At 27.4% G+C, this 14,508-nt stretch carries 12 protein-coding genes; 3 read left to right on the forward strand and 9 right to left on the reverse strand.

The genetic code is table 11. From position 1 onward, the window contains the following. Positions 1-316 (forward strand): transposase (locus tag ACYUE0_RS12800; protein WP_460270886.1); only part of this gene is annotated, 316 nt, incomplete at its 5' end. A gap of 156 nt (positions 317-472) precedes the next feature. On the opposite strand, the gene ACYUE0_RS12805 is transcribed toward ACYUE0_RS12800, so the two are convergent. From ACYUE0_RS12805 to ACYUE0_RS12840, 8 genes are all read right to left on the reverse strand, one after another. After that, complete coding sequence (locus ACYUE0_RS12805) at positions 473-1,249, reverse strand: DUF1835 domain-containing protein (RefSeq protein ID WP_460270887.1); 777 nt, start codon at positions 1,247-1,249, stop codon at positions 473-475. A 133-nt stretch (positions 1,250-1,382) separates the two neighbouring features. Beyond that, a complete protein-coding gene (locus tag ACYUE0_RS12810; RefSeq protein ID WP_216450519.1) occupies positions 1,383-2,324 on the reverse strand; it encodes a carbohydrate kinase family protein in 942 nt (313 codons plus the stop codon). A 1,005-nt stretch (positions 2,325-3,329) separates the two neighbouring features. After that, positions 3,330-3,677: a DUF1667 domain-containing protein gene (locus tag ACYUE0_RS12815; protein WP_010298118.1), complete on the reverse strand. Its 348-nt coding sequence runs from the start codon at positions 3,675-3,677 to the stop codon at positions 3,330-3,332. A gap of 4 nt (positions 3,678-3,681) precedes the next feature. Then, a complete protein-coding gene (locus ACYUE0_RS12820) occupies positions 3,682-4,941 on the reverse strand; it encodes an NAD(P)/FAD-dependent oxidoreductase (RefSeq protein WP_460270888.1) in 1,260 nt (419 codons plus the stop codon). A 15-nt stretch (positions 4,942-4,956) separates the two neighbouring features. After that, the gene (locus tag ACYUE0_RS12825) at positions 4,957-6,396 is read right to left on the reverse strand and encodes an FAD-dependent oxidoreductase (RefSeq protein WP_460270889.1); all 1,440 of its coding nucleotides are present in this window, start codon (positions 6,394-6,396) and stop codon (positions 4,957-4,959) included. 50 nt (positions 6,397-6,446) lie between these two features. Next, positions 6,447-7,949, reverse strand: coding sequence for a glycerol kinase GlpK (glpK, locus tag ACYUE0_RS12830; protein WP_010298125.1), 1,503 nt, complete (start codon positions 7,947-7,949; stop codon positions 6,447-6,449). A gap of 165 nt (positions 7,950-8,114) precedes the next feature. Next, positions 8,115-8,681, reverse strand: coding sequence for a glycerol-3-phosphate responsive antiterminator (locus ACYUE0_RS12835; protein ID WP_010298128.1), 567 nt, complete (start codon positions 8,679-8,681; stop codon positions 8,115-8,117). Between the two features lie 130 nt (positions 8,682-8,811). Continuing rightward, positions 8,812-9,075 (reverse strand): ATP cone domain-containing protein, encoded by a 264-nt coding sequence (locus tag ACYUE0_RS12840; RefSeq protein WP_460270890.1) that lies wholly within the window; start codon positions 9,073-9,075, stop codon positions 8,812-8,814. Positions 9,076-9,378: 303 nt separating this feature from the next. On the opposite strand from ACYUE0_RS12840, the gene ACYUE0_RS12845 reads away from it, so the two are divergent. Together ACYUE0_RS12845 and ACYUE0_RS12850 are read left to right on the forward strand one after the other, a co-directional pair. Next, complete coding sequence (locus ACYUE0_RS12845; RefSeq protein ID WP_199869487.1) at positions 9,379-11,223, forward strand: glycerophosphodiester phosphodiesterase; 1,845 nt, start codon at positions 9,379-9,381, stop codon at positions 11,221-11,223. A 360-nt stretch (positions 11,224-11,583) separates the two neighbouring features. Then, positions 11,584-12,942, forward strand: coding sequence for a YjiH family protein (locus tag ACYUE0_RS12850; RefSeq protein WP_460270891.1), 1,359 nt, complete (start codon positions 11,584-11,586; stop codon positions 12,940-12,942). Positions 12,943-12,998: 56 nt separating this feature from the next. Here the strand turns inward: ACYUE0_RS12850 and ACYUE0_RS12855 are convergent, their stop codons facing one another. Next, entirely contained in the window at positions 12,999-13,991 is a 993-nt protein-coding gene (locus ACYUE0_RS12855) for a M28 family peptidase (RefSeq protein ID WP_460270892.1), read from the reverse strand. Between the last annotated feature and the right edge of the window lie 517 nt (positions 13,992-14,508).

The following is a 14,508-nucleotide window of genomic DNA, read 5'->3' on the forward strand; positions in this document are numbered from 1 at the left end:
GATGAGAATTAACCCTGGTAAAAAGATTATTATATTTCTTGATAATGCTAAAACTCATAATAGCATTGCCATGCAAAAATTTTATTTTGATAACAGAGATAGGTTAGAACCGATATTCTTACCGAAATATTCTCCTAAAATGAACCCTCAAGAACATATTGGGAGACACTATAAATCTTTGTTATACAGGCCTAATGCTAGAGAAAATATTTATGAGCTTGTTATGAATACTAAACTTATTTTTGACGAATTAAGTTCAAATAAAAATAAACTTTTTTCGTTAGCTTATGCTAAAAATTACCTAGTACAATTTTAATTCTGAACTTGGAACCCTATATTTATAGGATTCCAAATTAGTGACTAAAATTATTCTTGGTAAATTTTTATAAAAAAATAACCAACATCTAATAGTTACTTTATAATATAACTGTAGAATATTGGCTTTTAAATCTAACACTTTTGAAATTATATTTTATATTTTCATAATTAAATTTTTATAAAAATCTTTTTCATACCCAACCTTTTTTAGTTTTTTATCTTTAATAAGCTTTTGTACTCGTGAAATGATAATTTTATCACTTATTCTATTTCCTTTTTCTAAATTTATATTATAAATAGAGTCAAAAATTATATCTTTTATATTTTTAGGTGTATAGTCAATACATTCAACTATAAATTTATCATAATAATCTATATCTACACCTACAATTTTTCCATTTTCAAAACTTCTCAATTCCTTATTTTCAATCATAAGCTCTTCCCATGTTTCATAATAAAAAATTTTTTCTTCAAAACTAACCGTTCTTTTTAAATTCATATATGATAAAACATCCTCATAATTAATTTCTCCTACACACCAAACTATTGAGTTATTGTCTTTAACTTGCTTGTGTATTTCTGAAGTATTAATACAATAAATTTTTGCTTCTGAATTTTTTAATTTCCACATCACATATAACATTCCACAAAATTCAAAAGGGCTATTACTATACCATATTACTACCCCTTCATACTTACGTATTTCTTTTTCAAAATTTTTATATTCAATTTCAAAACTATTTTCCCAATAATTAATATCATTAATTTTCAATAAGAATGATTTTCCTGTATATCTATCTAAATTAGATATTTCTCCAATTGATAAATCATCTGAAATACATACTACAGATTTAATAATTGGATAAGACGCTCTAAGTAAGTTCATCGCATTTTTACCAAAACATATATTCAATATTTTTTCTATTTTCAATAATAACATCCCCTTTATTACAGAAATTGTATATTGTTAAGATAATTTTACCATAATGAAAAGCCTCAAAATAAAAATTTTATTTTGAGGCTTTGTTTATATTAATAAAAAAATATATAATTAAAAATTATTCCTATAGCCATTGTAGCTCTTTTATAGTTTTTTCAACTAACTCCATACTCATGTTAGGATTTATAGTTTCTTCATGTCTTATAGTTATTACTGACATAGCTATTGCCACTTTAACTATTTCATCCATAGATAAATTATTCATATAACCATATGCTATACCTGATACAAAGGAATCTCCTGCCCCTGTAACATTTTTAACTTCAACTTGTTCACTCTTTACAAGTCCACAACAATTATTATTGCAATAATAAACTCCATCAACATCTAAACTAATAAATACATTTTCTACCCCTTGGTTTAATAAGAATTTACCAGCTCTTTTAGCATCTTCCATATTCTTAATTTTAAATCCACATAACGCTTCTGCTTCTAATCTGTTTGGTTTTATAGTGTGAAAGTATGGTATTAAATGCTTTATATTTGCCGCTTTTGCTGATGATATAGGGTCTAATATAAATTTAGTTTCACCCTTAAAAGTTTCTAATATGTATTTAAGTAATTCTGGATTGTCTGAATCTAATACTGTGTATTCCGAATTTCTAATTACATCCGCCTTTGAATCAATAAATTTGCTATCTAGTTTGTTTGCACTCTCCATATCAACTACAGCAGATACCATTTCACCATGCTCATTTAAAACAGCCATATATGTAGGTGTGCTACTATTCTCTAACATTAAAGAATTTTCCATGCAATATCCAATTTGTTTAGAATGCTCTATTATATCTTTTCCGTTTTTATCATCACCTATAACAGATATAAATTGAGTATCTACACCAACTCTAGCTAAGTTTTCTGCTATGTTTCTACAAACTCCTCCAAATGATATTTTAATATTTCCTGGTATGGAATCACATGCTTTATATTTATTTCCGCAAAATCCCAAAATATCTATGATTGACATACCAAGTACCAATACATATGAATTATTATCCTTACCCATCATTTTCCTCCTGAACACTTAAAATACTATTTTCTGAGTAACTTATTTTAATATAATTTATATTATAGATTTCAAACTTTAATTTTGAAATCTATAGGGTTCTAAGTTGACTTTTAAAATTATCCATTCCAAAACTTGGATACCTAAGATAGTGAGACATGCTTCCAATCACCTAAAATTCAATACTTCATTTTGTATAAAAACACCTTAAGATTATTGAATAAATTTAAATTGGAGCTTGTTTCACTATATACAACCAAATCTATATTTTCTAAAGCTAATATGTAAAATTATTTCATTTGAATTTTTGATAAATTTAAACAACTACATTTAAATTCCGCTCTTTTTAGGATTACACTTTTATATTTAAATTAACCATTGTATCCCTATATTTTTAAAATCTAATTTATACTTGAAAAAATTTAATATTTGGTACCAAATAAGCATTATATTGGATAAAATAATCGTTAACTTTTTATCTATTTCAAAGTCAATACTAATTATTTAATTAATAAAATTACACGTATAAATTAAATTTCAAACTTCAATATATGAAAAAAATAAAGCATAAAGCATATAAAAAATAAGATATCAAAGATTCGAAGCATATTTGTCACTAGACAAGAAGATGAAATCCATTCATAGTTGGGCTATGTATGGATTTTATCGACAAAGTATTCTCGGCAAATAGGCGAGAATATTGACTTTATTATTTATTTAATTATGCCCAACTTAAATACCCTATAAAGTAAGCAAAAATGCGTGCTTAAAAAAATTGTACATATAAAATAATAACTTAATATATAACAATAATCAATTATTTTTGACATTTTTGTGACATTTGGGTTAATTTTCTTGTAGTTTTTTGTCTTATTTTCCCCAATTGGAAAATAAATTCTGTAAATTTCTATAAAATAAAAATTGAGAATTGATTTTTAAAATTTAATACTATAAAAAGCATTAAATTTTTTATCTCAATCCTCAATTTAAATAAAGTTACTTTTATTACATATTTCTTGTAGCTATTAAATCTACGCCAGTATCTAAAATGTTTTTAACTATTACGTCTCCAACCTTAATTGGTGCTTCTACTTCTATATCATTTAAAAGCTCCATACATTTTATATTTAACTCTTTTGGTATAGCTGTATTTGTTTTTACTGGCAATCTTTTATGAACGCCACCTTTAACTTTAACTGTTGATGTAACAACTCTTGTTGGCGCTGTTAATTCTTTAACTCCATACTCTGCCCCTCTTGGACATAAGTTTCCTGTTACTTTATAATCATTATCTATATCTACACTTAAGTGACATCCTCTTGGACATACTATGCATATTAATTCTTTAACCATAAAATTACGCCTCTTTCTCTACAGATATTGTTATTTCATTTGTTGCAATTCCCTCAAGCTTCATTTTAGGAACCATTATTTTTTCCATTTCAGCTGGTGCCATATGTTTTCTCTTAAAACTTAATAGCTCTTCATCGCCAGCCTTAACTTTTATGGAAACATCATGCTGAACTGCATTAGTTCTCATAAATACTTCTATTCCTTTATCAATGTTTTCTAATCTTATTTTTTGAGGAACTGTATAAGTTATTCCATTGCCATTTTTTATAGCTATATAGTTTTCACTATCTTTTATTTCATTTTTTATATATTTTGCTGCATTTGCTCCAGCTCTTTTACTTTCTGCTGTAACAAAATCAACAAGGTCATGAACATGAACAACATTTCCACAAGCAAATATTCCTTTTATACTAGTTTCCATCATTTCATTTACAACTGGACCGTTTGTTCTTCTATCAAGCTCTATTCCTGCATTTTTAGATATTTCATTTTCAGGAATTAAACCTACTGAAAGAAGTAACGTATCACATTTAAATTCTTTTTCAGTTCCTTCTATAGTACTTCTATTTTCATCGACCTGTGATATTACTATAGATTCAACTCTTCCATCACCTTTTATATCTGTAACTGTGTGTGAAAGATATAGTGGTATATCATAATCATTTAAACATTGTACTATATTTCTATTTAATCCATTTGAATATGGCATAAGCTCCACTACTGCATGAACCTTAGCTCCTTCTAAAGTCATACGTCTTGCCATAATAAGTCCTATATCTCCAGAACCTAATATAACAACATCTTTTCCTACCATATATCCTTCCATGTTTACATATCTTTGAGCAGATCCTGCTGTAAATACTCCTGCTGGTCTATCTCCAGGTATAGATATTGCTCCTCTAGTTCTTTCTCTACAACCCATAGCTAAAACTATAGCCTTTGCATTTATAACCATATAGCCATCTTCTGAGTTGATAGCATGAATTTCTTTTTTATTTGTAATATCTAAAACCATTGTATCTAGTTTTACATCTACTTTTGTATTATTTAATAAATCTATGAATCTTTGAGCATATTCAGGACCTGTAAGCTCTTCTTTAAAAGTGTGAAGTCCAAAACCATTGTGTATGCACTGCTCTAATATTCCGCCAAGTTCTTTATCTCTCTCTATAACTAATATTTTTTCTGCGCCATTATCGTATGCTTCTATTGCTGCTGCAAGTCCTGCTGGACCTCCACCTATAACTACTAAATCGTAATTCATCTTCAAATCCTCCTGCTACTTTCTTTTAGTTTCACCTGTTAAAATATAAGAGCCCTTTTTATCTAAAACTATATCTTTTAAATCTTTATTTAGCTCTCTTGCTAAAATTTCTTGTACTCTTGGACCACAGAAACCGCCTTGACATCTTCCCATACCTGGTCTACATCTTTTCTTAACACCATCTAAAGTTGTAGCTCCCACTGGTCTTTTTATGCTATCTAAAATTTCTCCTTCTGTTATGTTTTCACATCTACAGATTATTCTACCGTAAGCTGGGTTTTCTTTTATTACCTTTGCTTTCTCTTCAGTTGATAGTTCCATAAAATTAATTTGTTTACGCTCTTTTATAAAGTCTTTTTTTTCTTTTAAGCTACATCCAGTATTTTTTAATAATTCAATTGTCTCTAAAGCAATTGCTGGTGCTGAAGAAAGTCCTGGTGACTTCATTCCTGCTAAATCAATAAATCCTTTAGCATCTTTTGCTTCTTCTACTATAAAATCCGGTCTTGTAGAATACGCTCTAAGTCCTGCAAAGTTTCTTATTCCATCTCTAAAAGAAATTCCTTCAACAGATAAAACCCCTTTATCCCTTACAAAAGTAAGAGCATCTGAAGTTGTTGAAACATCCTCTTTATTTTCTATATCCTGTGCATCTGGTCCTACTAATAAGTTTCCATGAACTGTTGGAGTAACTAAAACACCTTTTCCTAGTTTGTTTGGACATTGGAAAATTGTTTTTTCAACAAGACTTCCTTGACTCTTATCCATAACATAGTACTGGCCTTTTCTTGGAATAATATCATAATCAGCACTTCCAACCATATTGTGAATCTTATCTGCATAAACACCAGCTGCATTAACAATATATTTAGCACATATCGGCTCTTTTTCATTATTTACATATATTTTATATCCATTTTCATCTTTTTCAATTGAAGTTACTTCAGAATTTAATTGAAGTTCTACACCATTTACTACTGCATTTTCCATTAATGCTATTGTGTATTCCCATGGTCCTACAATTCCACCTGTTGGTGCATATAATGCCCCTTTTATTTCTTTACTTATATTAGGTTCCATAGATAAAACTTCTTCTTTATTTAAAACTTTTAAATCTTTAACACCATTTCTAGTTCCATTTTCGCAAAGCTCTTTAACATTTTCTAAATCTTCATCTGAAAAAGCTAAAACTAATGAACCATTTCTTTTAAAAGGAACTGATAATTCTTTACATATGTCTTCAAACATTTCATTTCCTTTTACGTTCACTCTTGCCATTATTGTTCCATTTTTAGGATCATATCCTGCATGGATTATTGCACTATTTGCTTTTGTAGTTCCATTAGCTACATCATTTTCTTTGTCTAACACCTTAACTTTTAAGTCATATCTTGAAAGCTCTCTAGCAACAGACGCGCCTATAATTCCTGCTCCTACTATAACTACATCATACATAATTTTTTCCTCCTAGAAATTAGCCATTTATCTAAATTTATAAAAAATAATTAATCTTCTTTTTCTTCCCATTCCATAGCTCTTACAACTGCTCTTTTCCAGCCCTTATAAAGCCTTTCTTTTTCTTCTTCACTTAAGTTTGGCATATATTCATTATCTATATTCCACTTATCTTTAATCTCTTCTTTACTTTCCCAGAACCCTACTGCAAGTCCAGCAAGATAAGCTGCTCCTAATGCTGTAGTTTCTCTTATAAGTGGTCTTCTTACTGTCTTTCCTAATATGTCAGATTGGAATTGTAACAAGAATCCATTAGAACTTGCTCCACCATCTACTTTTAACTCTGTAAGACACATTCCTGTATCTTCAACCATTGCATCTATAACATCTTTAGTTTGATATGCTATAGATTCAAGTGCAGCTCTGATTATATGGTTTCTATTTGCACCTCTTGTAAGTCCAAATATTGCACCACGTGCATACATATCCCAGTATGGTGCGCCAAGTCCAGTGAAGGCTGGAACTATGTAAACTCCACCATTATCTTTAACTTTTTTTGCAAAATATTCTGTATCGTGAGCATCATTAACAATTCTAAGTTCATCTCTAAGCCATTGAATAACAGCTCCACCAACGAATACACTACCTTCTAGTGCATATTGAATTTTATTATCTATTCCTATTGCAATTGTTGTTATAAGTCCATTTTTACTGTTTATGATTTCATCACCAGTATTCATAAGTAAGAAGCAACCTGTTCCGTAAGTATTTTTTGCAGAACCTTTTTCAAAACATGCTTGACCAAATAATGCTGCTTGTTGGTCTCCAGCTATTCCTGCTATTGGAACTCTAGTACCACCTTTACCTCCAAGGTTTGTTCTTCCATATACTTCACTACTGTTTTTAACTTCTGGTAAAATATTTTCTGGTATATCTAAAATCTCTAGTAATTTTTTATCCCATTGTAATGTTTTTATATTGAAAAGCATTGTTCTTGATGCATTTGTATAATCTGTTGCATGAACTTTTCCATTAGTAAGTTTCCATAAAAGCCATGTATCAACTGTTCCGAATAAAATTTGACCTTTTTCTGCTTTTTCTCTTACACCTTCAACATTATCTAAAATCCATTTTATTTTTGTAGCTGAAAAGTAAGCATCTACAACAAGACCTGTATTTTCTCTTATATATTCTTCATGACCATCTTTTTTTAATTTGTCACATATATCTGCCGTTCTTCTACATTGCCATCCAATTGCATTGTAAACAGGTTTTCCTGTCTCTTTATCCCATAAAACTGTAGTTTCCCTTTGATTTGTAATTCCTATAGCTGCTATATTTTCTGCTAATAATCCTGTTTTTGCTAAAGCTTCTATAAGTACTCCATATTGAGATGCAAATATCTCCATAGGATCTTGCTCAACCCATCCTTTTTTAGGATAAAAACATGTTATTTCCTTTTGGACTATCTCTAAAATATTTTGATCCTTGTCAAAAACTATCGCCCTTGAACTAGTCGTCCCCTGATCTAAAGCCACAATATACTTTTCCATTAATAATCCCTCCAAACAAATAAAAAAAGCTACAAAAACAACACACCCCCACTTTAAGCATAATCAAATAAATAGTAGACTAATATTTTAAATATTTAATCCTTTATTTCTTTTCATATGCCTTAACGGCGTTTTTGTTTTTGTAGCTTTTCTCTAATTCTCTCGCTACATAAACCATATATCTTTTTTAGTAGAGGAAACTGCTGTAGCTCCAGCTTGAAGCGCAGTCATTATATCCTCTTTATCCTGTATTAGCCCACCAGCAATAACTGGTACTTTTGCAAAACCAACTACGGTTTTAATTATTTTAGGCATAACTCCAGGTAATATTTCTATTGCATCTGCATATCCTGCATTCATATATTTTTTACTACCTTCCAAAGACAATGAATCAAGTATGAAACATCTTTGGACTGTTATAAATCCGTTTTCTTTAGCTTTTTTTATTATGTTTGATTTTGTACTAATTACTCCATCTGCCGATGTATTATTTTTTAAAAAGGTTATCACTATGTCTCGATTTGCAAGTCCATCAACTAAATCGATATGAACTATAGCTATTTTATTTTTTTCTTTAATCCTTTTAGTTATATCGGATATGTTACATATATCACCAAAAAGAACAAACACGACTTTTGAGTCGGATTCTAAAGCCTTACAAAGACCATCCATATCTTTAACTGCAGATACTATCGGTGACTGTTCTAATGCGTCATAAAAAACATTTCTCATCTAATCAACCTTTTCAAAGTTATTATAAATATAAAAACTTTATTCATATTTATTAATATTATAATATAAATCATATAAAAAATAAACCTATTAATTTTTTACAGATAAATATTTACTACTTTTTAATACATTATTCATTTTCTGAATATGAGTTTAATATATCACCAAATTTATTTTTATTAAGAGTATGAAGTACCACACCACTTACTTCATAACTAGATGTATTGCCATCTTCTCTTAATTTTTTTAAAGTTTCCATTATATCAGATACTAACAATTCTACATCTGAATTATTTAATATAGTAGCTGAATCCTTTGCTGCATTTTCAATACTTACTTTTATTTTATCTTTTTTAAGTTCTTCTATTCTTCCATCTTTTTTTATTATATTCATTTTTTCACCTCATATTTCTAATTTTTAGTTTTTATATGTAATTTTTTTAATTTTTAGAAATTTTAACCTTCCTTCTATTTCAAATAGTATATAATAATATGTAATTCTAAATGTAATACTGAATTCTTAATCATGGTATTAATAAATAATGCTATATTTGGAATCCTATATATACATAAGGTTACAAACTTAATTTTCTAGTTAAGAGTGAAGAGTTATAATCTTTACCTTAAAGTAATAATTATCTTAATAAATTAGTTCTAAAACTTATAATCTTAAATTATTTTTTAAAAGAGGTTCTATATGAAATTATTTGATAAATCTAAAAATATATACTTAATAAAAACTATATCTACTTCATATGAAAATATAAGATTTTCTTATTGGGAAAATTTACTCTTTGAAGCAATTTATAAAATACTTACTATTAGTATTTTTACACCATTTATTTCTTTGATATTTAATAAATTTCTTTATTTTGCTGGTTTTAATAGTTTAACTAATGGAGAACTTATAAGATTTGGACTTAGTAGATATGGATTTTTAACATTTATTGTTTTAACGCCAATAATAATAGGAGTTATATTTATAGAGCTTTCTGTTCTTATAATAATCTCTTATTTTAGTAACTATAAAAAACGTATAAATTTAAAATCAGCACTAAAAAAAGCTTTCTCGAATATTAAAATTATATTTGGTTTTGGAATGATTCATATGGCATTATATTTAATTCTTCTTTTGCCATTATTTAATGTAGGTGCTAACTCATCTTTAATTCCATCTTTAAGTATTCCTAATTTTGTTTCAGATGAACTTATGAAAACCACTTTAGGTGGAATTTTATATTTATTAGTATTAGCAGTTATTTTTTACTTAAACGTAAGATGGATATATTCTATTCATATTGTGATTTTAGAGGGAGAAACAAGTTTTAGGCGTGCTGCTAAGAAAAGTAGTGAAATAGTAAAGAAAAATTATATTAAAACTGTTGTTATTTTAATTAGCTCTATAATTTTATTCTTTTTACTTTATATACTATTATCATTTTTACTAGTTTCTCTTATCTGCTTTATAATTTGGCTTGTGAATAAATCTTTTGTTTATAAATTTTCACCAGCTATTACCTTTGTAATTTCTTTAACTCTATACTATATCTTAATGACTATAACTACACCTATTGTTATTAATACACTTACAATTCTTTATTTAGATTATTGTGATAAAAAGAATATTTGTATTGATAATATAGAATTTACTAGTAATGACAAAAAACAAAGTTTTACTGTAAAACATAAGAAAGTAATTTTATCTCTTGTAATAGTGCCAGCTCTTTTGTTTTTCGTAATAACTTCTTTATTGGTAGATAGTTCTATTGTTAGGGCTGTAAATGATACCCATAATAATTTTAAAATTATGGCTCATAGAGGTTATACAAATGCAGGTGTTGAAAATAGTTTAGAAGCTATAGAAGGGGCAATAAATGCCAATGCAGACTTTGCTGAAATAGATGTACTTCAAACTAAAGATAATAAACTTATAGTTATCCATGATACTAATCTTAAAAGGCTTGCAAAAAAAAATGTAAATGTATATGACTTAACCTTAGATGAAATTAAAACGCTACAAACTTCTCAAAATGGATTTGTAAGTAAAATTCCTACTTTAGATGAAGTTTTAAAATTTTCTAAAGGTCGTATTAAGCTAAATATAGAATTAAAACTTCATGGGTACGAAAATAATTTTGTAGATGATTTTTTAAATATATTAAATGAAAATGATTTTTATAATGATTGCATAGTTCAATCTATTAACTATAATATTTTAAAGGAAGTTAATAAAAAGGCTCCTAAATTAACAGTAGGATATATAGTGGTTGCAGGTATTCCAAATGTTGAATTTATGGATATTGATTTTCTATCCGTTGAGGAATCTATTATAAGTAATAAACTCATAATGGCCTGTAGATTATTTAATAAAGATATTTATGTTTGGACTGCAAATACATTAACTTCAATAGAAGAATATTACTATATGGGTGTAGATGGAGTAATTACCGATGAGGTAAAAGCTGCTAGAGAATTAATAGACTCTATATCTAAAGATAATTTTCAATTTCAACTTAACGATTTAATTCAATCTTTTATTTAAGTTTTAACTTAATAATAAGGAGAGTACTGTATGAACTCTCCTTATTTTTTTCACCTCTAACTAATCTAGTTGTATACAATTTTATACATTTATATAATAACTTTTAATGATTTTCAACATTAATGTAACTTGTTAAAGTAATTTTTATGTTTTTATAAGTATTATAATTAACAATACTTTTGGCATATTATATTAAGTTTTATGCATATTTTGTATATTAATACATCATTTTATGTATATTCCACTTATAAATTGTATTTTTATTTGATTTTATGACGAAAAAGGGTGGACTTTTTTCATTTTCTGTATTATTATAATAAGAAATTGTATATTTATAAACTAAAGAAGGAGGAATTATATATGCTAAAAACAGAAAAAGCATCTTATTCTAAAGGGAACTTATTATTATTTTTATTACCATCTTTAATTGGCGTATTGTTTTTCATGACACCTGTTCCCCATGAAGGCGAATTAACAATACCAGTGGCCATACTATCTAGGGCTTTACTTAATAGATTAATCGATTTTATGCCATACATAGTATGCTTTATGATTACTTTAGCTGCACTTGGAACATTAGTAACTAAATTAGTAAAACCTAATTTTATTATAAATAATAAATTTTTTAATTCATTATTTAATATTTCACCAATTTGGGCTGCATCAAGATTTTTCGGAATGATTTTTGTAATATGTGCTACTTTTAATATTGGTCCAAATTTCATTGTATCAGAAAACACAGGTGGACTTTTACTTTATGATTTACTACCAATTCTATTCTCAGTATTTTTATTTGCTGGATTATTTCTACCACTGTTATTAAACTTTGGATTATTAGAATTCGTAGGAACTTTTTGTAGTAAAGTAATGAGACCAGTTTTCGGATTGCCTGGTCGTTCATCTATAGATTGTATAACTTCTTGGCTTGGTGATGGAACTATAGGTGTACTACTTACTAGCAAACAATATGAGGAAGGTTATTATTCTGCTAAAGAAGCTTCAATAATAAGTACAAGCTTCTCTGCTGTTTCAATAACATTTAGTTTAGTTGTAATAGCTCAAGTAGGACTTTCTAATATGTTTATACCATTTTACTTAACTGTTACATTATGTGGAATAATTTTAGCTATAATAACTCCACGTATACCACCACTTTCAAAAAAAAGTAGAAACTTTTTTAATAATGCTAAATCAGAAAATAAGGAAATCATTCCTGAAGGTTACACTTCTTATCAATGGGCTTTAACTCAAGCATTAGAAAGAGCTGAAAAAAACAAAAACTTCTCTGAATTAGTTTTTGAAGGTGTAAAAAATGTTTTAGATATGTGGCTTGGAGTTCTTCCTATTGTTATGGCTATAGGAACACTTGCTTTAATAATTGCTGAGTATACTCCAGTTTTCCAAATACTTGGTATGCCGTTCATACCAATACTTAATCTATTACATATCCCAGAAGCAGCAGCTGCTTCTCAAACTTTAATAGTAGGTTTTGCAGATATGTTCTTGCCAACAGTTATAGGTGCTACAATAGTTAGCCCAATGACAAGATTTATCATAGCATGTATATCTGTAGTTCAATTAATATATATGTCTGAAATAGGAGGACTTATACTTGGTTCAAAAATACCAGTTTCATTAAAAGATTTATTTATAATCTTCTTAGAAAGAACATTAATTGCTCTTCCTATTGTGTCATTAATAGCACACATAATATTCTAATAAACAAAGAAATCTCAAAATGAATAAAACATTTTGAGATTTTTTTATTTCATAAATCATTTTATTTGAAAATCTTGCAACCATTCAACCATTGCTATTGCAAACTTATTTAAATATTGATAATCTAAAATTTCTAACCCAGCATTTTGTTTGTCCGGCAATGAACCCATTTCAGATTGAGATATATGAATATTAGGGATTCCTAGCTTTTCAAAAGAAACATAATCGCTTACTCCGCTGTTCATTTTCATAGTCATTTCAACTTTTTCACTTGAAACAATATCTGAAAATTCTATATTACTTTCCGTTAAGTTCTTTTTTAATGATTCATAAAGTTTTTCAGATTCACTAATATTACTAATATTTTTTAATGCAAGTGGTCCTCCTGTTTTTAATCCAATGCAATCAATGTTCACATTGCATAAACTTTCATATTTTTCTTTTATATCATTTACAAAGTTTTCACTGCCAACAAATAGTTGCATCTCTGCATTTGTAATACAAAAGATTATATCCTGATCAGGTAAATTATTTTTTGAATTATTTTTTAAAATATCCGCCATTTTTAATGCAACAGCTACACCTGATGCATTGTCTAAAACTCCTTTTCCAAATGAATCTATATGAGCTGTTATTACAATTGCTTTTTTATTGTCTTTGCCACTTATCTTTCCTACAATATTATTTAATTCTATTTGTTCATCAATTAAATTACCATTAGCTGAATAACCTTTATTTTTATAAATAAATTCATGCAAATATGATTCGCCAAAAACATATTCTAAATTCATATTCGAAAACAAATTATTTATATATTTAACAGCTAATTCATTTCCTTTATCTTCAACTGATTTATATCCAATTTCATCAGAACATATATATTCTACTACACCTTCAACATCTACATAACTTTCTTTTTTATTAATTGAAACACTAGTTTCTTTATTTTTTGTATTAGTATTTTTTTCTTTATCAACTCCACAACCGATTAATGTAAAACTAATTATTAAAGTTAAAACTAAAAATAATAATTTGTTATTCTTAATCATATATTACCCACCTAACATTAATATATTATTTAAGAGTATAATTTTTCACCATAATACCTTACCATTAAAATTCATTTGTTTATAGGTTATCATAACTACAATAAATAACATGTAACTTATTGTAATTTGTTTATATTATTTTCTGTCATATTTATATTAAATTTATTATAATTCATCATAATTCTTTATAAATGTTTTTATACTATAGCCTTGATATATTACTAATTTTATAAAGTCTTTATCATGTTTTTCTCATAAAATTGATTAATCAATGCAAAAAAAATTATTTTATTTAAAGACTCTTATTTAATTAAAAACATTTCCTAACACATTTAACTATTTTAATCATCTAAATTTTAATTTATTAACTTACCTAACCTTACTTTTTAATGACAAATATAACTTTAAGTTAGTTATGACTTTTAGTTGTGCCTTAGAAACTCTTATAAGATTTTTTAACATTATTAGGACCGAAACCCAAGGACGGGTTTCGCGACTGCCTAGACAGGACGTCGAT

It is taken from the genome of Clostridium sp. CTA-19 (genome assembly GCF_054767855.1).

Coding starts and splice junctions, on each gene's coding strand:
- ACYUE0_RS12835 (WP_010298128.1), bottom strand. CDS start 8,681: ATGAGAAATGTTTTTTATGACGCATTAGAACAGTCACCGATAGTATCT.
- ACYUE0_RS12845 (WP_199869487.1), top strand. CDS start 9,379: ATGAAATTATTTGATAAATCTAAAAATATATACTTAATAAAAACTATA.
- ACYUE0_RS12850 (WP_460270891.1), top strand. CDS start 11,584: ATGCTAAAAACAGAAAAAGCATCTTATTCTAAAGGGAACTTATTATTA.
- ACYUE0_RS12840 (WP_460270890.1), bottom strand. CDS start 9,075: ATGAATATAATAAAAAAAGATGGAAGAATAGAAGAACTTAAAAAAGAT.
- glpK (WP_010298125.1), bottom strand. CDS start 7,949: ATGGAAAAGTATATTGTGGCTTTAGATCAGGGGACGACTAGTTCAAGG.
- ACYUE0_RS12820 (WP_460270888.1), bottom strand. CDS start 4,941: ATGAATTACGATTTAGTAGTTATAGGTGGAGGTCCAGCAGGACTTGCA.
- ACYUE0_RS12815 (WP_010298118.1), bottom strand. CDS start 3,677: ATGGTTAAAGAATTAATATGCATAGTATGTCCAAGAGGATGTCACTTA.
- ACYUE0_RS12810 (WP_216450519.1), bottom strand. CDS start 2,324: ATGGGTAAGGATAATAATTCATATGTATTGGTACTTGGTATGTCAATC.
- ACYUE0_RS12825 (WP_460270889.1), bottom strand. CDS start 6,396: ATGTATGATGTAGTTATAGTAGGAGCAGGAATTATAGGCGCGTCTGTT.
- ACYUE0_RS12855 (WP_460270892.1), bottom strand. CDS start 13,991: ATGATTAAGAATAACAAATTATTATTTTTAGTTTTAACTTTAATAATT.